The 19,881-nt window shown below is 49.0% G+C and carries 14 protein-coding genes; 11 read left to right on the forward strand and 3 right to left on the reverse strand.

Annotated features, from left to right (window positions below; translation table 11 throughout):
- Window positions 1-35: 35 nt before the first annotated feature.
- Window positions 36-2,435: a carbohydrate binding family 9 domain-containing protein gene (locus tag K0H59_RS08180; protein WP_220055210.1), complete on the reverse strand. Its 2,400-nt coding sequence runs from the start codon at window positions 2,433-2,435 to the stop codon at window positions 36-38.
- Between the two features lie 129 nt (window positions 2,436-2,564).
- On the reverse strand, window positions 2,565-3,344 hold the full coding sequence (cysZ, locus tag K0H59_RS08185; protein WP_089068065.1) for a sulfate transporter CysZ: 780 nt from the start codon (window positions 3,342-3,344) through the stop codon (window positions 2,565-2,567).
- Window positions 3,345-3,585: 241 nt separating this feature from the next.
- Between cysZ and smc the strand changes: the two genes are divergently transcribed.
- The 11 genes from smc to K0H59_RS08240 all read left to right on the forward strand — a co-directional run bounded on the left by smc (window position 3,586) and on the right by K0H59_RS08240 (window position 19,151).
- Window positions 3,586-7,014 carry a chromosome segregation protein SMC gene (gene smc, locus K0H59_RS08190; protein WP_220055211.1) on the forward strand — a complete coding sequence of 1,143 codons (3,429 nt, stop codon included), beginning with the start codon at window positions 3,586-3,588 and terminating at the stop codon, window positions 7,012-7,014.
- Between the two features lie 26 nt (window positions 7,015-7,040).
- Window positions 7,041-8,081: a cell division protein ZipA gene (zipA, locus tag K0H59_RS08195; protein WP_220055212.1), complete on the forward strand. Its 1,041-nt coding sequence runs from the start codon at window positions 7,041-7,043 to the stop codon at window positions 8,079-8,081.
- A gap of 98 nt (window positions 8,082-8,179) precedes the next feature.
- Entirely contained in the window at window positions 8,180-10,249 is a 2,070-nt protein-coding gene (gene ligA, locus K0H59_RS08200) for an NAD-dependent DNA ligase LigA (protein WP_220055213.1), read from the forward strand.
- A 156-nt stretch (window positions 10,250-10,405) separates the two neighbouring features.
- The gene (locus K0H59_RS08205) at window positions 10,406-10,894 is read left to right on the forward strand and encodes a DUF2919 domain-containing protein (protein WP_220055214.1); all 489 of its coding nucleotides are present in this window, start codon (window positions 10,406-10,408) and stop codon (window positions 10,892-10,894) included.
- 210 nt (window positions 10,895-11,104) lie between these two features.
- Window positions 11,105-12,310: an HD-GYP domain-containing protein gene (locus K0H59_RS08210; protein ID WP_220055215.1), complete on the forward strand. Its 1,206-nt coding sequence runs from the start codon at window positions 11,105-11,107 to the stop codon at window positions 12,308-12,310.
- 62 nt (window positions 12,311-12,372) lie between these two features.
- Complete coding sequence (locus K0H59_RS08215; RefSeq protein ID WP_220055574.1) at window positions 12,373-13,224, forward strand: SDR family oxidoreductase; 852 nt, start codon at window positions 12,373-12,375, stop codon at window positions 13,222-13,224.
- 130 nt (window positions 13,225-13,354) lie between these two features.
- A complete protein-coding gene (locus tag K0H59_RS08220) occupies window positions 13,355-13,978 on the forward strand; it encodes a thiol:disulfide interchange protein DsbA/DsbL (RefSeq protein ID WP_220055216.1) in 624 nt (207 codons plus the stop codon).
- A 447-nt stretch (window positions 13,979-14,425) separates the two neighbouring features.
- Window positions 14,426-14,692 carry a DUF4212 domain-containing protein gene (locus K0H59_RS08225; protein ID WP_011622295.1) on the forward strand — a complete coding sequence of 89 codons (267 nt, stop codon included), beginning with the start codon at window positions 14,426-14,428 and terminating at the stop codon, window positions 14,690-14,692.
- Between the two features lie 11 nt (window positions 14,693-14,703).
- Window positions 14,704-16,440, forward strand: a complete 1,737-nt coding sequence (locus K0H59_RS08230) for a sodium:solute symporter family protein (protein ID WP_088212110.1) — start codon at window positions 14,704-14,706, stop codon at window positions 16,438-16,440.
- Between the two features lie 162 nt (window positions 16,441-16,602).
- Window positions 16,603-18,465: a DUF294 nucleotidyltransferase-like domain-containing protein gene (locus tag K0H59_RS08235; protein ID WP_220055217.1), complete on the forward strand. Its 1,863-nt coding sequence runs from the start codon at window positions 16,603-16,605 to the stop codon at window positions 18,463-18,465.
- Window positions 18,465-19,151 carry an exonuclease domain-containing protein gene (locus K0H59_RS08240; RefSeq protein ID WP_220055218.1) on the forward strand — a complete coding sequence of 229 codons (687 nt, stop codon included), beginning with the start codon at window positions 18,465-18,467 and terminating at the stop codon, window positions 19,149-19,151. The genes K0H59_RS08235 and K0H59_RS08240 overlap by 1 nt, the downstream gene beginning before the upstream one ends.
- A 153-nt stretch (window positions 19,152-19,304) precedes the next feature.
- On the opposite strand, the gene K0H59_RS08245 is transcribed toward K0H59_RS08240, so the two are convergent.
- Window positions 19,305-19,730 (reverse strand): MarR family winged helix-turn-helix transcriptional regulator, encoded by a 426-nt coding sequence (locus K0H59_RS08245; protein ID WP_220055219.1) that lies wholly within the window; start codon window positions 19,728-19,730, stop codon window positions 19,305-19,307.
- Window positions 19,731-19,881: the final 151 nt, after the last annotated feature.

Genomic DNA, 19,881 nt, shown 5'->3' on the forward strand with positions numbered 1-19,881 from the left:
AGCCTTGTTGTGGGCTTTATGCTAAACCTTTCAGCCTAGAGCAACCAAGCGTAACTTAGCTTCATAAAATAGGTCTTCTCATCCCGAGTGAGCCGCGTGAGTTCATCATCCGAGATTAAACTGTCGGAATAGCCCAAATAGAACACGCTCTGGGGATTGAGTTTGTAGCCGTAGAGGATTTCATTACCTAAGTGTGCCGCTTCGCTATCGGGCGTCGAATACAAATACTGCGCAAGATTACGCTCGATTTGGGTGTAAATGCTCGATAGGCGAATAAAACTGTGCAGACTCAATTGCCAGTGCAGGCGCACATCCGAGAGGTTTGCGGTAAAGAGTTTATCCTGCTCGACTTCCATATGCTGATATTGATGGGAAACATCCACCGACAGGCCGTTGGCTATTTTCCATTTGAACATCGGATTGATTAAGGTTTTTGTGCCTAAGCGATCGTTAAGGAAATCAATCTCATCGCCATAGTGGATCTCCAGCTCAAGGCTGAGGGCTGAGGTGGGCGTAATCGCGCCGTAAAGCCAGCCTTGGGTTTCTTGGTATTGATTGCTGTTACCTAACACCGCCAGTTGCGCGCTGTCGTGGCGTGGGCCGACGCGTTCACGGGTTTCTATCCCAAAAGATAGCTCGCTCTGCAGCGCGCCATACATTTCCCAAAAGATCTCAAACTCTTGCTCGAGCTGTTCCCCGGCTTGATTGTGGGTGATATCCCAGTCGCCACCGAATTTAATCTTGTTAAATACGGTTTCGGGATACCAAATTAAGCCACCACCGGCCATCAAGGTGCGGTAATCAATTTTTTCCACAAAGCCTAAATCGGCGCGAAAATTGGGGGATACATCGTAGTACTCGCCGTAGGCGAACCAATCGCGGGCGTTGTGTTCGTAGGTCAGTTGATACAGGGCGCCACTGAAATCCCGATCCGATTGGCTTCGTAACACTTGCTCATTCACTTGGCATTGACCGAGCTCACAGCTTAACGGCGTTTGGCCACAGAGTAGCCCTTCTGTCAGTTCTCCCTCCACATTGCCACAAAACTGTTGGTACAGGGCTGTGGGGTAACGAGTCTGGGAATGGGCGACTTGAGCGGTAAAGATATCCTGGGCTGTCGGTTGGTATTTCGCATCTAAGCTCATGACATAATTGTGGTAATCATTTTGCTCGGCAAATGCTGTTAGTTGATTGTCGGCACTGCTCTTTGCCGTGATAAGCCCACCAAAGGAGAAGGTTTTATCCATATCGAAGCGGTAACGCGCCGCAAGGTTAAGGCTTTCTTCCGCTAAGGAGGTGACCTCAGAACTTAAATTCCCCGGCATCAAAAAGGTCGTTTGGCTGTCATTGGCGGCCAGCAATGCCCAAGTGTGTTGTTCGGTTTGGCTGGTGAGTTTTAGCCCATAGTCCGGTGATACAATATTGCGGGTATGCAGCAGATTCACTTGGGTATCGAAGTAGTCTTTATTGTCGAGGAAGAAGGGGCGTTTCTCATCAAAAAACAGCGCAAAAGTGCTGTTGATATCGAGCTGGCCAGCATCGGACTCAACCTGGGAGAAATCGGGATTAATGGTGGCATTTAGCAAGGTGCGCGAGTTAATGCCCCAGCGCAAATCGAGCCCAGGTTCATAGTTGCTCTCGGTTTGCCAGCCATTTTCACTTTTTTGCTCATCGCGATTGGCGACAAAGGACGGGGTAATTTGCAGATCTTGTCCTTGCTTGGCGGAGGATAAGCCCGTGGCGACGCCGAGCTGACATAGCTGGCAACTGATGTTGCGATCGATTTTATGGGTAGATATGCGATGATTTTCATTGCGTGGATAGTAGCGGATCAGCTCAAATCCCCATTCTTGAACAGTTTTTTTATCGTCAAAGTTAAATAGTCGTAATGGCAGCTCGACTTCCACCTGATAACCCTCGGCGGTGATTTTACCAGCGGTTTTCCAAATGCCATCCCAAGCTTCACTCTCTTCGCCCGTGAGCTCATTCTCTATTGAGTCTAGTTGCACGCCCAGTGGGTTGATAAAAAACTGATAGGCCAAACGGGCATTGTTAAAGGTATCGAGTTTGATCCCCACCAGATCGTCGCCCCAAAGATTATCCCTGTCCTTGAGCGTGGCGCGGATATGTTGTGGTTGACCGTCTTTGGCGGTAAAGGCCACAAATAGGCTGGTTTGGGTCGCGTAGATTCTGGCTTCGGTGTAAACGGGCGCCGCCGTGTTTTCGCCGGGCTGAGTCTCATAGCCTAGCTCGGCCTGCGCCGCGTGCTGCCACACTACCTCATCAAATTCACCATCAATCTCGGCGGCATCTTCTAAGGTCGGGATCGTTAATTGAAATTGGCTGGCTGAGCCCGCCAAGCTTGGCGAACTGAGAAATACCGCAGTCGATAACACTAAGGGGAGAAACGTCTTCAACAACAAGGCCCAAATCATTCTAAAATGGCGCGCAGTGTGCCAGAAATTGCGCGTTAACAAGAGTGGGCAATTGTTACAAGAATTGTATTAAAAATAGCTGAAAACCCAAGGCTGCACTGGATGGCGAGCATCCAGTGCGTTGGGGGATTATTCGGGAGAAACCACAGGATTACGGTAAGCTTCGCGGTACTTATCGACCCACATGGCGGTGGCACCACAAATCGCCACTGGCATGACGATAAAGTTCACCACGGGGATCATCGAAAACAGGGTCACAGTCGCACCAAAGGTAAAGCTGGTGCCGCGGGTTTGATTAAGGGCAAAGCGCATATCCTTGAAGCTTACCTTATGGTTATCAAAGGGATAGTCGCAGTATTGAATTGCCATCATCCAAGCGCTGAATAAAAACCACAAAATTGGCGCTAAGGTTTGCCCCACCATGGGCACTAAAAACAGCAACAAAAATACCAGCGCACGGGGCAAATAGTATTTGAGTTTGATCCATTCACGGCCAAGAATGCGTGGTAAGTCTTTGACTATGTCCATGCCCGAGCCGGTATTCATCGGTTTGCCGGTCAATAACTGCTCGACCTTTTCGGCCAGCAAGCCATTAAAGGGCGCGGCCAGCCAGTTCATTACCGAACTAAAGACAAACGCCAGCATCACCAACATAGTGGTCACCGCTAACGGCCAGAGCAAAAAGTTAAGCCAACTTAAGTATTCGGGGAGCTGGGCATTCATCCAAGTGAAGAGCACATCGAGCTGCCCAATCGCCACATAGATAACAGCCGCAAACAGCACTAAGTTGATCATTAAGGGAATAAATACAAAGGTGCGCAGGCCTTTACGTTTGATTAAACCAAAGCCATCGAGAAAATAATTCACACCACTTTTACCCTGCGAAGGGGAGGAGGATTTCTGTGTCATATCGTCATTCCAAAAAAGTTGAGATACAGCGTGAGATACAGATAAGTGCGATTGTGATCAACTCGTCGCGAGATGACAAGCTAAAAGCCATATGAATTCAATAAAAAGCGTTACAAAATACTGCCTGCTTTGCTAAAGTTGGCCTCAGAATTCTATGACACGACTCGGGCTAATATTGGCCTGCATCCCTATTGGTCATCGCCCTGATGGCTTTTTATACTGAGACGCGCTAACTGGCACCATGAGATTAAAACAAATAAAACTTGCCGGCTTTAAGTCGTTTGTCGATCCCACCAAAATTCCGTTTTTACAGGCATTAAGTGCCATTATTGGCCCAAATGGCTGCGGTAAGTCTAACGTGATTGACGCCGTGCGTTGGGTGCTGGGCGAAAGCTCGGCAAAACATTTGCGCGGTGACTCCATGAGTGACGTGATTTTTAACGGCTCCAGCGCCCGTAAACCTGTGTCTGTGGCGGGCGTTGAATTGGTGTTTGAAAATAAAGAGGGTCGCCTTGCGGGCCAATACGCCAGTTATGAAGAAATCTCGGTAAAACGTCAGGTGAGCCGTGACGGCGAGTCTTGGTATTTTCTCAATGGCCAAAAGTGTCGCCGTAAAGATATCACCGATCTGTTTATGGGCACTGGGCTTGGGCCGCGCAGTTACGCCATTATCGAGCAGGGCACGATTTCACGTTTAATCGAATCTAAACCCCAAGATTTACGTACTTTTATTGAAGAAGCTGCGGGGATTTCCCGCTATAAAGAGCGTCGGCGTGAAACGGAAAACCGTATCCGTCATACCCGCGAAAACTTGGAGCGTTTAGGGGATATTCGCAGCGAGTTAGCAAAACAGCTGGAAAAACTCAGTCAGCAGGCCAAGGCGGCGAAGCAATATCGTGAGCTGAAACAAGCAGAGCGTAAAACCCATGCCGAGCTGCTGGTGATGCGCTATCAAGAGCTGCAGAGCCAAATGGCGAGTCTATCGGAGCAGATTAGCTCGCTCGAGCTGCAACAAGCGGCGGCCCAGTCCTTAGCGCAAACCGGTGAGTTAGAAAGCACCGAGTTGCAACTCATACTTTCGCACTTAGCCGAGCAGGAGCAGCAGGCGGTCGAAGCCTATTATCTAACGGGTACTGAGATTGCTAAGTTAGAACAACAGTTACAGAGCCAAAAGCAGCGCGATGCCCAGTTGCATAATCAGCTTGAGCAATTGAGTGAGCAAATCATTCAAAACCAAGCCAAATTAGCCGCTTATCAAGCCAGCTTTCAAGCGCTTGAGGCGGAGCTTAGCCAACTTGCGCCGCAACACGAGTTGCAGCAAGAAATGCTCGATGAGCTGCAAGCCCAGTGGGAGATGAGTGTTTCGCGCAGTGAGGCGCAAAGTGAAAGCGCCAGAGTACTGGCGGCGGCCGTCGCTCAGCATAAACTGCAATTAGAATTACACCGCAGCAAGCTGACTCATCAACAGCAATTAAATGCCCATAAAACCCAGTTACACCAAGAGCAACAACAAGAGTTGGCCTCGCTTAATGCGCATGCACTCGAAGATAACAGCGCATCACTCAATGACGAGATTGCCCAGTTAGAGCAAGTATTAGCTGAACAAGTTGAAATCAATCAAGAGTTTGAATCCACTCTGGCTGCCGATACTCACGCGTTAGATTTAGCACGCGGTGAGTTTGAGCAATTATCACAGCGTTTAACCTCGATGCGGGCACGCTTCGAACTGGTTGAACAATGGCTCGCAAAACAAGAAGAGTTAAGTGATAAGCCGCAGCTGTGGCAAAGCATTCAAGTGGAAAACGGCTGGGAAGCCGCAGCAGAGCTTGCGCTGCAGGGATTGATGACGCTGCCCGTGGGCGTTAACGCCAATGAGATAGGGTTTTATGCCGATGCGGCCTTGGCGGCGGATGTGCATCTCGATGGCTCTCCCATCTTTGGTGCTAAATTGAACCTTGCTCCTTGGCTTAAGGGACTCAAATGGGCCGATAATCTGGCCAGTGCGCAAGCCCTGCTGCCGAGCTTGGCGGCCGATGAGCGAATAGTCACCGCCGACGGTTATCTGCTCGGCAAAGGTTTTTTGATTGCCAAACAAGACAATAGCCAATCTTTGGTGCAATTGAGTAAAGAGCAAACCGAGCTGAGCGAGGCTATCGCCGAGTGTGAGCAGGCGAAGGCCATACAGCAGGCAAAGCTCGATGAACTAGCGCAGCAATTAACCCAGGTGCGTGACCGCTTAAGCCAAGGCACTAAACGCTTACACCAGTTGCAGCTCGATAAAGCCACCAAATCTACCCAGCTTAATAACGCGCAGGCCCAGGCCAAACAGCGTGAAGCTAAACGGGAGCAACTCGCAGAAACCGTTGCCCGAACCCTGGCCGAGTTAGCCGAGCTTGCCGAGCAGTTAATGCTGCTTGCGGAGCAAGAGGATGAACTGGCAGAGGCGCTGGAGGTCAGCCTTGAGAAGCAACAGCAACAAAGCCAAGATGCCCAAGGGGATATGGCACGTCATCAAGCCTTGAAGGCGCAGATTGGTGATGCCGAGCGCCGCTTAGCGAGCCTCAATGCCAGTCTGCAATCGGTCAGTACTCGGATGGCGGTGAGCACTGAACAAATTGAATTACAGCGTGTACGTGTCAGTGAATTAGTCCACTCAAAGGAAACACTGTCAGCCCAACTTGCCAACGTAGCGGCACAAGAGGGCGATCAGCAAACGGTACAGCTCAGCGAACAACTGGCGCAGTTACTCAATCAACAGCAGAGTCAGCAACAAGCACTTAAAAGCCTCAGGTCGCAACAAAGTTCGCTCACTGAAACGCTAAACAGTATAGGATTAAAGCAAAAACAAGAGCTTGGTAAGCTTGAGGGCTTGACTCAAAGCCTCAGCACGTTAAAGTTACGTCGTGAGGGATTAAAAGGGCAGGCCGATAGCCAATTAGCGGCGCTATCAGAGCAACAAATTGTGCTTGCTCAGATTGTCGATGCCCTGCCTGCGGATGGGCATCCCGACAAGTGGCAGCGTGATTTGGATCAGATCCGCCAAAAAATTATTCGCTTAGGGGCGATAAACCTCGCGGCGATCGAAGAATTCGAACAACAAAGTGAGCGAAAATCCTATTTGGATCATCAAGATGAAGATCTAAATAACGGTCTGGCCACCCTAGAGGAAGCCATTCGGAAAATCGATAAGGAGACCCGCACTCGCTTTAAGACCACATTTGATGCGGTAAACGAAGATCTAGGGCGTTTATTCCCTAAGGTATTCGGTGGCGGACGCGCGTATTTAGCGCTGACGGAAGACGATTTATTAGAAACGGGCGTGACCATCATGGCCCAGCCGCCAGGTAAGAAGAACAGTACAATCCATCTTCTTTCCGGTGGTGAAAAAGCCCTAACGGCTTTATCATTGGTATTCGCGATTTTCAGGTTGAATCCAGCTCCCTTCTGTATGTTAGACGAAGTGGATGCGCCCTTAGACGATGCCAACGTAGAACGATTCTGCCGATTATTGAAGGAAATGTCGCAGAGCGTACAGTTTATCTATATCAGCCATAACAAAATTACGATGGAGATGGCTGATCAACTTATCGGTGTGACTATGCATGAGCCGGGTGTATCCCGTATAGTCGCAGTAGATTTAGAGCAAGCGGTGGCAATGGCCGACGCTTGATAACTAGAAGAAAGACAGGGTAACCAATGGAAGATTTGCAACTAGTATTGTTCGTTTTAGGCGCCATAGCCATAGTTGCTGTGCTGGTGCATGGATTTTGGTCTATCAGAAGACAACAACCTAAGTCATTGAAAGATAGTCCGATGGGCAATTTCTATAAAAAGCAGGCCGAACGCGGCGAGGGTGCGCCTAAGCGTGTCGATGCCGATGGTTTCGACGCCGATGGTATTGGTGCCGTCAGAGTCCGTAAAGCGAATGAAGCCCATACCCCAGAGGCACCTGCGTTTAACCCTTATTTAAAGCAAGAAGCCAAAGCACAACCGCAACCCGTGGAGCCCGTGCAAGTTGAACCTAAGCCACTGTTTAAGCAAGAGCCAAGCATGGCGCAGCCAGATTTTAGTCTGCAGTCGCCAACGGCCAAAGAGCAACACCGTGGTCCGAAAGCATCACGCCAAGAGCCCGTATTACCAGGACATTCTGCCAATCTAGCCCAAGCCCATGTAGGGCAATCCCATGCGGCCATGGTGGCGCAAAAAGCCGCCGAAGAGCAACGTGCGCAGGTGCAAATGCCTACGCAAACCGCCCTGTTCGATGAGGAAGAGGCGTATGAAGAAGAGCAACCTCAAGTCGCTGAACAGCCAGATGATGATTTAGGTGAGCCACGCGATGTATTAGTGCTGCACGTCGTGGCAAAAGAAGGTCAACAGCTTAATGGTGCCGAATTGCTACCATGCTTCTTAACCCTTAACTTTAAATATGGCGATATGAATATTTTCCACCGCCATGTGGATAATGCGGGTAATGGTAAGGTGTTGTTCTCTATTGCGAATATGGTAAAACCTGGGATTTTTGACCCAGACAATATGGAACAATTCAGCACCCAAGGCGTGGTGTTCTTTATGACCTTACCTTGCTACGGTGATGCGCTAATGAACTTCTCCATCATGCTTAACTCGGCGCGCCAATTGGCGGATGATATCGACGCTGTGGTGCTTGATGGTCAGCGTCAACCTTGGGGCGAGTTTACTAAGCAAGATTATTTACACCGCATTCGCGGAAACGCTTAATGCAACGCCGCGAGACTGCGGTGATAGACAGATGGGGCCGCTAAATGCGGCCTCATTTTTTGCAACTTTTTGATGCTTAAGAATTCTGGATAATGAATATGCAAGACATTCAACTCGATAAACGCCTATCTGAACTGCTTTCTCAAGCTGTCACGCCACACAATGCGCAGCCATTGATGCAGGTGCTCTGCCAATCTCTGAATGAACACAATATTCGTTACTATGTTGATGATGCGCCAAGCATTACCGACTCCGAATACGACAGATTAATGCAGCGTCTGAAACAACTTGAGGCCGAGTATCCTCAGTTTGTTGCTGCCGACTCGCCCACCCAAAGAGTGGGCGGCATGGCACTGGCCAAGTTTGAGCAAATTACTCATCTTAAGCCTATGTTAAGTCTCGATAATGCCTTCGATGAGGCGGACTTTAGCGCGTTTCATAAACGTGTCAGCGACAGAGTTGGCGAAGTGAGTTTTTGTTGTGAGCCGAAGCTCGATGGTTTGGCGGTGAGTATTTTGTATCGCAATGGTGTGCTTGAGCGCGCTGCGACACGGGGTGATGGTACCGTGGGCGAAGATATTACCGAAAACGTTAAAACCATTAAGTCGATTCCGCTCAAACTGCGCGGTGACAACTATCCCGAATTGGTCGAAGTGCGCGGCGAAGCCTTTATGCCCAAGGCGGCGTTTGAGGCGCTGAATGAGCGTGCGCGCTTAAAGGATGAAAAACTGTTCGTCAATCCGCGTAATGCGGCGGCGGGCAGCTTACGTCAGCTCGATAGTAAAATTACCGCGTCACGGGCGCTGTCGTTTTATGCCTACGCCTTAGGTGTGGTGGAGCCGACTTCTCACGAATTAGCTAAGACCCACTACGAGCAATTGCAGCAACTAAAATCTTGGGGCTTACCCGTAAGTAGCGAGATCAAAGTCTGCGACGAACTCAGCCAAGTCTTTGCCTACTATCAAGATATATTGACTCGCCGCGCCGACTTACCCTTTGAGATCGATGGCGTGGTGATGAAGGTTAACGATATCGCCCAGCAGCAAACCTTAGGGTTTGTGGCCAAATCTCCCCGTTGGGCGATTGCCTATAAGTTCCCCGCACAGGAAGAAATGACGCTGCTCGAAGGCGTAGATTTTCAGGTGGGCCGCACCGGCGCGGTGACTCCGGTGGCGCGTCTAAAACCTGTGTTCGTCGGTGGCGTGACCGTATCGAACGCGACTTTGCACAATGCCGATGAAATCGAGCGTTTAGGTGTGATGGTGGGCGATACTGTGATTATCCGCCGCGCCGGCGATGTGATCCCGCAAATTGTCGCCATAGTGCCTGAGCGTCGCCCAGAAGATGCTAAGGCGATTGCCTTCCCGCAACATTGCCCCGTTTGCGGCAGTTTAGTTGAGCGATTAGAAGGTGAAGCCGTGGCGCGTTGTAGCGGCGGCTTATTCTGTGAGGCGCAGCGTAAAGAGGCGATCAAGCATTTTGCCTCCCGTAAGGCATTAGATATCGACGGCATGGGCGATAAAATTGTCGAGCAGCTCATTGATAAAGAGCTGGTTCAAAGCCCGGCGGACTTATTTAAACTCACTGCCTCTATGATGACCATGCTCGACCGTATGGGAATGAAGTCGGCCACTAATCTCGCGCTGGCGATTGAAGCGGCTAAAACCACGACTTTGCCACGTTTCCTCTATGCCTTAGGCATTCGTGAGGTTGGGGAGGCCACGGCGGCGAACCTGGCGACTCACTTTGGTAGCCTAGAGGCGCTGCGCGTGGCCACCATAGAGCAGCTTATTCAAGTTGAAGATATTGGTGAAGTGGTTGCCCAGCATGTGGCGCATTTCTTTGCCCAGCCCCATAACCTAGAAGTGATCGATGCTTTGATTGCGGCTGGCGTCAACTGGCCTGCGATTGCTGCGCCAAGCGCCGATGAGCAGCCATTGAAGGGACAGACTTGGGTGCTAACCGGTACCTTAAATCAACTCAACCGTAACGATGCTAAGGCGCAATTACAGGCCTTAGGCGCCAAAGTGGCGGGCAGTGTCTCGAAAAATACCGATTGCTTAGTTGCGGGTGAAGCGGCGGGTTCTAAGCTTGCCAAAGCGCAGGAGCTTGGCGTGAAAGTGATTGGTGAAGATGAGTTGTTGGCTCTTCTAGCAGCAAATAGCTAACACGCTGCCGCTTCATTGATAAAGCCCTGCCTTGCGGGGCTTTTTTATGGCTAGGTCTAAAGCGCTGTACTCGAATTATTTATGTTAGCCATTGAATTTAGCCGTTACGCCACCATCTTGTTTATATTGCTTTAGTTTTTACTAAATGGATTGCGATTGAATTTTAGTCACATCACTTGGCTCGATGATAAAGGCCATATCAAACCACCGATATTTTTATATGCCATCTTGGCTTTTCTCGCCCGTGGCTGGTGTATTTTTATTGCCTCTCTGACCCAAGCCAGTGACAGAGCTGAATTAGTGCGACTCTTCTATCCCGAAAAGTCTGATTTTTTACTCGCACTCGCGGCGGGGCTGGGTGCCGTTGTGCTCTATGTTGTGGTGCTGGCGGAGCGGCGCCGCTCGCCCTCTTGGCTGCGCCCGGTGTTTGTCCACCTTAAGTGGGGATTGTGGATTTTATTATTACTCGATGCGACCTTACTCGCGCAGCGATTAATCCACGGGCAATTTTTATTCCATTGGAGTTTAGCCCTCGACGCCTTAGTGTTGTTCTGGTCAGGTTTGTATGTCTACAAGTCAAAACGCCTCAGCTATTACCTCGCCGATTGGCCGAAAGAGACTGTAACGTCGGTAAAAGAAGACTAAGGTCATCTCGTTGTAATTTCAGCTTTTTATCTAATATCTAATCACTGAGGGATAATTTGTGTGTACTATCCCTCAGTTTGATAAGCATTTTTTCACTTATAGCTTACTGATTTTGTTGAATCATCTATAGTTATATGTACTTAGCTTAAATGTGCGACCAAAGAAGCGAAAATTTGATGCGTCTTGCGTACATGAAAGGAGTCATATTGCGTGGCAAAAGCAGCCCAACGAAAACTATTACTTTCCGAACTTCAACTTGGCATGAGGGTCAAGTTGCCTTTGTCATGGACGAATCACCCTTTTTTATTTAACCGTGTGGATATTAGTAGCCCGGCTCACATTGAGATGATCCGCGGACTCGGTGTGCCCTATGTGTATCTGATCTCTGGTAGTAGTGATGAACTCGAATCGACGGATGAAGAGGAGAATGTCGAGGAGATTGAAGAGGCTCCACCTGAGCGCGACTTAAAGGCCGATACCCGTAAGGCGATGCGTTTAAGCCAGAAGCGTTTTTTAGAGAGCGTTAACCAGTGCCGCAATGTGTATGGCAAAGTGGTGAGCGACCCAGAAGGCGCTTATCGCTTGTCTGCCGCCTTAGTGGAGGATTTACTCAGCCATTTGCAGGAGGTCGAGAAACCTTTCCTCACTTTGGTCGGAATGGATGAAAAAGATGTCAGCGTGACTCAACACGGCATCTCGGTAGCAGTATTAGCCATGATGATAGGTCAGGCACTCGACTTACCAGCGCGGGATCTGCGCGATATTGCCTTGGGAAGCCTATTCCACGATATAGGTAAACTCAAAGTCCCAGATGTGATCCGCCGTAAACGGGGCGCGCTCACTGCCCATGAGGCCAATTACCTGCAAATGCACCCGAACTTTGGCTATGACATGCTGAATCGTTCGGGACTCTTCCCAAAGGAAGTACTGAATATTGTACTGCATCACCATGAGTTTATTGATGGTTCAGGGTTTCCCGATGGGCTCTCGGGGGCCAAAATCCCTATTACCACTCAAATAGTGAGTTTGGCGAACGATTACGATCAGCAGCTTAGTGGCGAGCAGGCGTCTTCACCGCAGGTGGCATTAGGCTATTTATTTAAAAATCGTGCGAGTAAACATGCCGAATCCTTAATTGCGGTGTTGGTTAAGATTTTAGGTATCTATCCGCCGGGTACTATCGTCAAGTTATCCGACGACACTGTTGCTAAGGTGATAATGACCACCAAAGAGGTGAGTCAGCCGCAGGTGTGGGCCTGTAAGGAAGATGGTAGCGAGGCCTCGTTACGCTTTTTAAGTGATGAAGGGGTGACAGTACAAAAAACCATTCGCGCGGAAGAGTTAACCGAGGGCGCGATCCGCACCTTGCAAATGGATAAAGGCATTAGTTTTTATTTTAGCTCGTTCCAAGCTTGAATCCCGCCACCTGAGTTCCGTATGCTATTGGCCGAAATACCTTGTGGTGTCGGTCAATGGAAATGGAGCTGAGTGTGGCAGATCAAAAAAGTGTTGCGGTTGTCGGTTGTGGTTGGTTTGGTTTTGCCCTCGCGAAGCAGTTAGTGCAAGCGGGTTACCGAGTCACTGGCGCTAAACGCCACGCAGAGGAGTTAGCGTCTCTCACTGAGGCGGGGGTCCATGGATTCCAACTGCAACTCGGGGATGAGGCTGATGTTGTCCCCGATGCGCAGGCTTTAAAAGCCTTGTTTCACACAGACTTTCTTGTCGTCAATATTCCTCCGCGCCTCAAACATGGCAACAGTGCCTATCTTCAAGAATTACAGCAGTTAATTGCGCTAACCCAAGGCTGGCACTATCAGGGCATAGTGTTTATCAGCACTACGGGCGTTTATCCCTCCCTCGATAAGTCGATGACCGAAGCGGACGCACAGGCGGAATCGGCTTCATCACAGGTGTTATTGGATGCCGAAGCCTTATTTGCTCGCCAGCCGAATAGTTGCATTGTACGTTTTGCCGGCTTGGTTGGACCTAAACGTCATCCTGGTCGCTTCTTTGCCGGTAAAACCGATGTATCGGGCGGCAATGTTGCGGTCAATCTGGTGCATTTGCAGGACTGTGTCGCGGCGGTGAGCTTGATTATTGCTGCAAAGGCGAAGGGAGAGAAGGTTGCTGCTATCTATAATCTTTGTGCGCCAGAGCATCCTTCCAGAAGTGAATTTTATGTGGCTGCCGCCGAGTCCTTGGGATTAGTGGCGCCGCAATTTAATGAGCAGGTACAAGCCAGCAAAGTTATTCTAGGAGATGCGATAGTCCGCGAGCTTGGGTTTGAGTATCAGTATGTTTCGCCCCTTGCGATGCTGGCGGCCTGTTAGTGGGTGATTTAGCGCCTATTGTTAACAAATGTTTAAGAACCTTGGCCATATTTTGAGGTATCTTAATGGCCTGTGCGTATCGCAAACGACTTACGATTCAATGATGCAGTCACTAATAAGAAGAGAAAATATGAAAAGCCTAACTAATTTTGTTCGACCTTTGGCGGCGCTGGCCTGTGGATTGGTGTTAAGTGCGAGCTTTGCACTGCAGGCGGCGAGTTTTGAAGAAGGGAAGGATTATGTCACTGTCGCTGGCATCAACGAAGCACAAAAGCCTGTGCTGCGAGAGTTCTTCTCCTATAACTGCCCACATTGCTACAAGCAGGAACCCTTTGTCGCTTCCACGGTAAAACTCTTAGGCAAAGATGTGGCTTTCGAGCGCACGCCGGTGGGCGCGGGGCGTCCGGCGTGGGAGTTGAGTCAATTAGCCTATTTTGTTGCACAAAAGCTGAAAATGACCAAGCAAGTGCACGAAGCGATTTTTAAACAAATCCATGAAAAGGGTGAACAATTTACTCGTCCTGAACAGGTAAAAGCTTTCTTTGTGGCTCAAGGCGCGAAGGCCGATGATGTCGATGCGGCGATGAACTCTGTCGATGCGAAATTTACTTTGATGAATTACGACTCGCAGGCGGAATTATCGGGTATTAAGGGTGTGCCATCCTTATTAGTCAATGGTCGCTATTTAGTGACGTCTAAGGTGCATACACCTGAAGAATTGGCCGAGCTAGTCAAGTTCTTAGCCGCCAAGTAAAAGGCTGATAGCTGTGTTTATGGCAGCGTAAACTTACCCGCCAATCTGTTTCCCAATAACCCAGCGATGCTGGGTTATTTTTTACCATTTTACTGAGACATCTGAACTGTAGCAATTGGGTTTATGACCGCCAACTAACCCCAATGCAGTACGATATTTTGTTTATATCACAGCCAGTTACTGTTACCAATCGTCGAATCTTACTGTCATCTAGCACGTCATTTTATCGGTTTCTAGCCTTAGGATCTTCGACATTGGTCTAAGCCGCTTAAAAAATAACTTTTGCATCAAAATGTAAAATCATTGTTAACTTTATGATTTTAAATACTATTCGATTTTTCCTGATGTGAGGCGCTTCGCAAATTAGACTAAGGTCTTGATTGTGGTCACTCCTGCTGTTGCTAGATTTAACAAGACTTAAAAATAAAACAGCACAGGGGAGTCGCTATGGCATTTGAAAACAACGATAAAGCAAAAGGTTACTGGAATGAGAATTTACGTCTCGTTTTAGGCCTATTGGCTATTTGGGCCGCAGTCTCATTTGGATGTGGCATTCTATTGGTTGATGTACTCAATGAAATCCATTTCATGGGCTTCAAGTTAGGTTTCTGGTTTGCCCAACAGGGATCTATGTATGTCTTTGTTGCGCTTATTTTTGTCTACGCGGCAAAAGCCAACGCCTTAGATAAAAAATATAACGTACAAGAAGACTAAGGAGAACGGAAATGGGTGTACAAGGATTAACTTATCTGATTGTGGGGCTGTCGTTCGCGCTCTACATTGGGATCGCGATTTGGTCCCGTGCGGGTTCGACTAAAGAGTTCTATGTTGCGGGTGGCGGTGTTCACCCTGTAGTGAACGGTATGGCAACGGCAGCCGACTGGATGTCAGCGGCATCCTTTATTTCGTTAGCCGGTATTGTTTCTTTCGTCGGTTATGACGGCAGTGTGTACCTGATGGGCTGGACGGGCGGTTATGTATTATTAGCACTGTGTATGGCGCCGTACTTACGTAAATTTGGTAAGTTCACTGTGCCTGATTTCGTGGGTGAGCGTTACTACTCACAAGCGGCTCGTACGGTCGCGGTTATTTGCGCTATCTTCATCTGCTTTACATACATCGCTGGCCAAATGCGCGGTGTGGGCGTGGTATTCTCGCGCTTCCTCGAAGTGGATGTGGACACCGGCGTGTATATCGGTATGGCCGTGGTGTTCTTCTACGCGGTACTCGGTGGTATGAAAGGGATTACCTATACTCAGGTTGCCCAATACTGTGTACTGATCTTCGCCTTTATGGTGCCTGCAATCTTCTTATCTGTGATGATGACGGGTCATATCATTCCTCAAATCGGTTTCGGTGCTCAGTTACTTGATGCTGCGGGGAATAATTCTGGCGTCTATCTGTTAGAGAAACTTAACAATCTGTCTGCGGATCTAGGCTTTGCACCTTACACTGATGGTTCTAAGAGCATGATCGACGTGTTCTGTATTACTGGCGCTTTGATGGTGGGTACTGCGGGCTTACCCCACGTTATCGTGCGTTTTTTCACTGTACCTAAAGTGAAAGATGCGCGTGTGTCAGCTGGTTGGGCGTTGGTGTTTATTGCTATCATGTACACCACTGTTCCTGCATTGGCGGCATTCTCTCGCGTCAATATGATCGAAACCATTAACGGTCCAGATCAAAAGGGTGTTGCCTATGAAACTGCGCCAGATTGGATTAAAAACTGGGAAAAAACCGGTCTGATCAAATGGGATGACAAAAACGGCGACGGCAAAATCTACTATGCCAAAGGCAAAATGGAAGATGCTGCTAGCCCTAACGAAATGAAGATCGACAACGATATCATCGTATTAGCAACGCCAGAAATCGCGAATCTGCCAGCTTGGGTTATCGCACTGGTAGCTGCGGGTGGTTTAGCGGCGGCGTTATCTACCTCTGCGGGTCTGTTACTGGTTATCTCGACTTCAGTGTCACACGACTTACTGAAGAAGAACCTGATGCCCAATATCTCTGACAAGAAAGAGCTGATGTACGCTCGACTAGCTGCCGGTATCGGCATCGTGATTGCGGGTTACTTCGGGGTTAACCCACCAGGATTCGTGGCAGCGGTAGTGGCGTTCGCCTTCGGTCTGGCGGCATCCTCTCTGTTCCCAGCCATCATCATGGGTATCTTCTCTAAGACGATGAACAAAGAAGGTGCAATCGCAGGTATGGTTATCGGTCTACTGTTCACTGCGGGTTACATCATCTACTTCAAGTTTGTAGACCCAACGGCTAACGTAGCGGCTAACTGGTTCCTCGGTATTTCGCCAGAAGGTATCGGTATGGTCGGTATGGTGGTGAACTTTGCGGTGGCGGCTATTGTCTGTAAAGTGACCGCAGCGGCACCTGCCCATGTACAAGATATGGTTGAATCTATCCGGTTCCCTAAAGGGGCGGGAGAAGCGAGCAGCCATTAATCACTGCTGGGTTTTGCTTAGCTAAATTAAGATAAAAGGACGCATTAGCGTCCTTTTGTTTTTATGGAGTCAGCGCAAGCTTAAGGCTGACTTTAGTCGTATATGGCCCAACAATTGGGCGCGCTATAGTGGGATAAAATTCACCTAAAATAAGGTGTTGCTATGAACGCCAGCGAATTACAACCCGTTGTGCAGTTTTTAACATCCACAGCCCCCTTCGATACTTTGCCCAACGAGATCATCTTACGTTGCGCTAAGTCGGTGATCGTTGGTTACTACAGTAAAGCCTCGGGGTTTGTGAAATTTGATGCCGATGCGCCGAAATTGTACCTAGTTCGCAGCGGCGCCTTTGAGGTGCGGGATCCCGAAGGGGTGCTAGTGGACAGGGTCGCCGAAGGGGAGTTTTTTGGCTTTTCGACGCTGTTGTCTGGGGAGAAAGTGGTTAACCGGGTCGCTATTCTTGAAGACAGTCTAGTGTATCACCTACCGCAGGCATTGTTTGACCAACTGCGAAGCGAGAGTCGACACTTCGATAAATTTTTTACCCGCGCCTTTGCCAAGCGTTTACGTCACGAGGCACGGTTTAAGGCGAAAGATTTAACGACTACTAGTCGAATCAGTACCTTAATGTCATCTTCGCCTATTATGATCGACGCCCATGCCAGTGTGACGCAAGCCGCGCTCTTGATGCGCAACTCGCGGGTTTCGTCCTTATTGGTTACGGACAATCATAAGCTAGTGGGGATTTTAACCGATAAAGATCTGCGTAACCGGGTGCTCGCCGCAGGGCTCGATGGCCGAATCGCCGTGCATCAAGCCATGACCACATCGCCGATTTCGATTTCATCCAATGCGTTGATTTTCGAGGCTATGCTATTGATGAGTGAGCATAACATTCATCACTTGCCGATCATTGATGAGCAAAATACCGAGGAAGTAAAAGCCATTGGCATGGTGACCAGTACCGACATTTTGCGCGGTCAAGGTTCACAGCCCCTGCTGCTGATTGGTGAAATTGAGCGGCAGCGTGACCTCGCCAGCCTTATTAGCGTTAGTAAACAAATTCCCTTGTTACTGCAAAATTTAATCAGTGCCGATGCGAGAGCTGAGGAGATTGGTCGGGTACTGACCTCGGTCACTGATGCGCTAACGCGGCGCTTGATTGTACTCAATCAGCAAATTCTCGGTGAGGCGCCGATGGCATTTTGCTGGTTAGCCTTTGGCTCGCAAGGGCGACAAGACCAAGCCGCTTGTTCGGATCAAGATAACGGCTTGCTGGTGTCCGAAGAAATGGACGACTACGCCAAAGGCTATTTCGATGCCTTGACCCATGCGGTTTGTGCGGGGCTGGATCAATGTGGTTATGCTTTTTGTCCCGGTAATATCATGGCGCAAAACCCACAGTGGCGGATGTCACTCAACGAATGGCAGCAGGTCTTTGAAAAGTGGGTGGTCACGCCAGAACCTAAGGCATTGATGCATGCGAGTATTTTCTTTGATATGCGTTCAGTCTTTGGCCCGCAATCCCTGTTCGATGCCCTGCAGGACAAAGTGCTGGCACAAACCAAAGACAATGATATTTTCCTTGCGGGGATGACGGGCAATTCCCTCGTCGAGTCGCCACCCTTAGGCTTTTTTCGAAAATTTGTGTTAGAGCGTGATGGCAGTGAGGTAAAAGGCATTGATTTAAAACATAAAGGAAATGCGTTAATCAACGATATCGCCCGCGTGTATGCGCTGTCGGCGGGGATTAAGGAAGTGAATACCGCCAAACGAATTCGGGCGCTGATGGACGCCAATATTCTCAATCGTAAGGATGCGCTTAATTTGGCCGATGCCCATGAATTTATTGCCCATATGCGTTTATCGAATCAAGGCTACCAACATACGCAGGGGCTTAAGATCAGTAATTATTTGTTACCCGGCCATCTATCTTCTTTGGTGAGGCATCAACTGCGGGATGCGTTTAAGGTGGTCCATGATGCCCAGTCGGGGATGAAGATGAAATTTATGCGGAGCTTTTAATGGGGCCTTGGTGGGTGAACGCTAAGCTGCGCTGGCGTGCGCTACGCTGTCAGCATCGGCTATTTAAGGACTATTACCAATCCTTAGTGCCGCTGTTGGAATTACCCATTAGTCGGGCGCCCTTGATGGCGATGGATTTGGAGATGACAGGCCTCAATCCCTTACAGGACCAAATCTTAAGTATTGGGCTAGTGCCGATTGAAAATGGGGCGATTCCCTTGATGGGCGCTCAGCAAAAACTGGTGCAAATTCAGGGCAGTGTAGGGCAGAGTGCGACCATCCATGGGATCCTCGATAATCATTTAACCGAGGCGGTGACGATTGAAGAGGCGATGGCATGGTTTGTGGCGCAAACCCGTGGTCATGTGTTGGTTGCGCATCATTCCCCCCTCGATTGCCGTTTCTTACAGCAAGATATCTTGTCGATTTATCATCAAGCGATTGTACTGCCTGCGATTGATACCCTACTGCTGGAAAAAAACCGTTTGCTACGCGAACACTCAGTGCTTAAAGAAGGCAGCTTAAGGCTTGGGGCATGCCGTGAGCGATATGGATTGCCGATATATGGCGCCCACAGCGCCCTTACTGACGCATTGGCCTGCGGCGAATTGTTATTGGCGCAGGTGGCAAGCATGGGCGGCGCCGATGAGTTAAAGGTGGGTGAATTGTTAGCTTACTCACGCTAAGCGGTGTGTTAGCGCCCTAAAGGTTAGCGTTCCATTGTTTGCCCCAAAATCTCTTCAGCTTGTTTTCTTAGATTGAATCTCTAAGTTTAACGCCGTGTTGTTAGAATTGAGTGCTCACAAAAAGCGGCTTTAAAAGCGTACTAATTCGGCTCGCTAGTCTTTCGATAAATCCGCTTCTAATTCAAGACATAAGCGACGTAACTCCTCGATACGCTCAGCATTCATGTTGGAGCGTGCCACCAATTTCTCCGTAAGCTGAGTCGCTTCTTCCTGTAATTGTCGGCCCTTATCGGTGAGGGAAATGACCTTTTTACGCTCATCCAACTCGGATAAGTTGCGGGTGAGTAATCCTTTTGCCTCCAAGCGTTTAACGATTGGCGTTAAGGTGCTGGGATCTAAACGTGTATCGTTAGACAATTCTTTGAGACTTACGTCGTTCACGTACCAGAGTGAGTGCATCACTATGTACTGGGGGTAGGTGAGATCATATTCGTCAAGGATGGGACGAAAGGCTCGCACTAATGAGTTGGTCGCCGAATACAGTGCAAAGCACACGTTGTCTGATAATTTTTGAGCCATAAAGCGTACCCAGAATAAACAATGAAGGCTGATGTTAACAAATTCCACTCTGTAAAAATAGTTTGTGTGCAAAATATTTTTAGGCGTAATGGTTGATTTGTGCGTCACTTGTGGGTAGTTTATTGGCAAACAGTTTGTGCGCAAACTATTT

The organism is Shewanella sp. FJAT-51649, from assembly GCF_019457435.1.
GTDB classification, from domain to species: Bacteria; Pseudomonadota; Gammaproteobacteria; order Enterobacterales; family Shewanellaceae; genus Shewanella; species Shewanella mangrovisoli.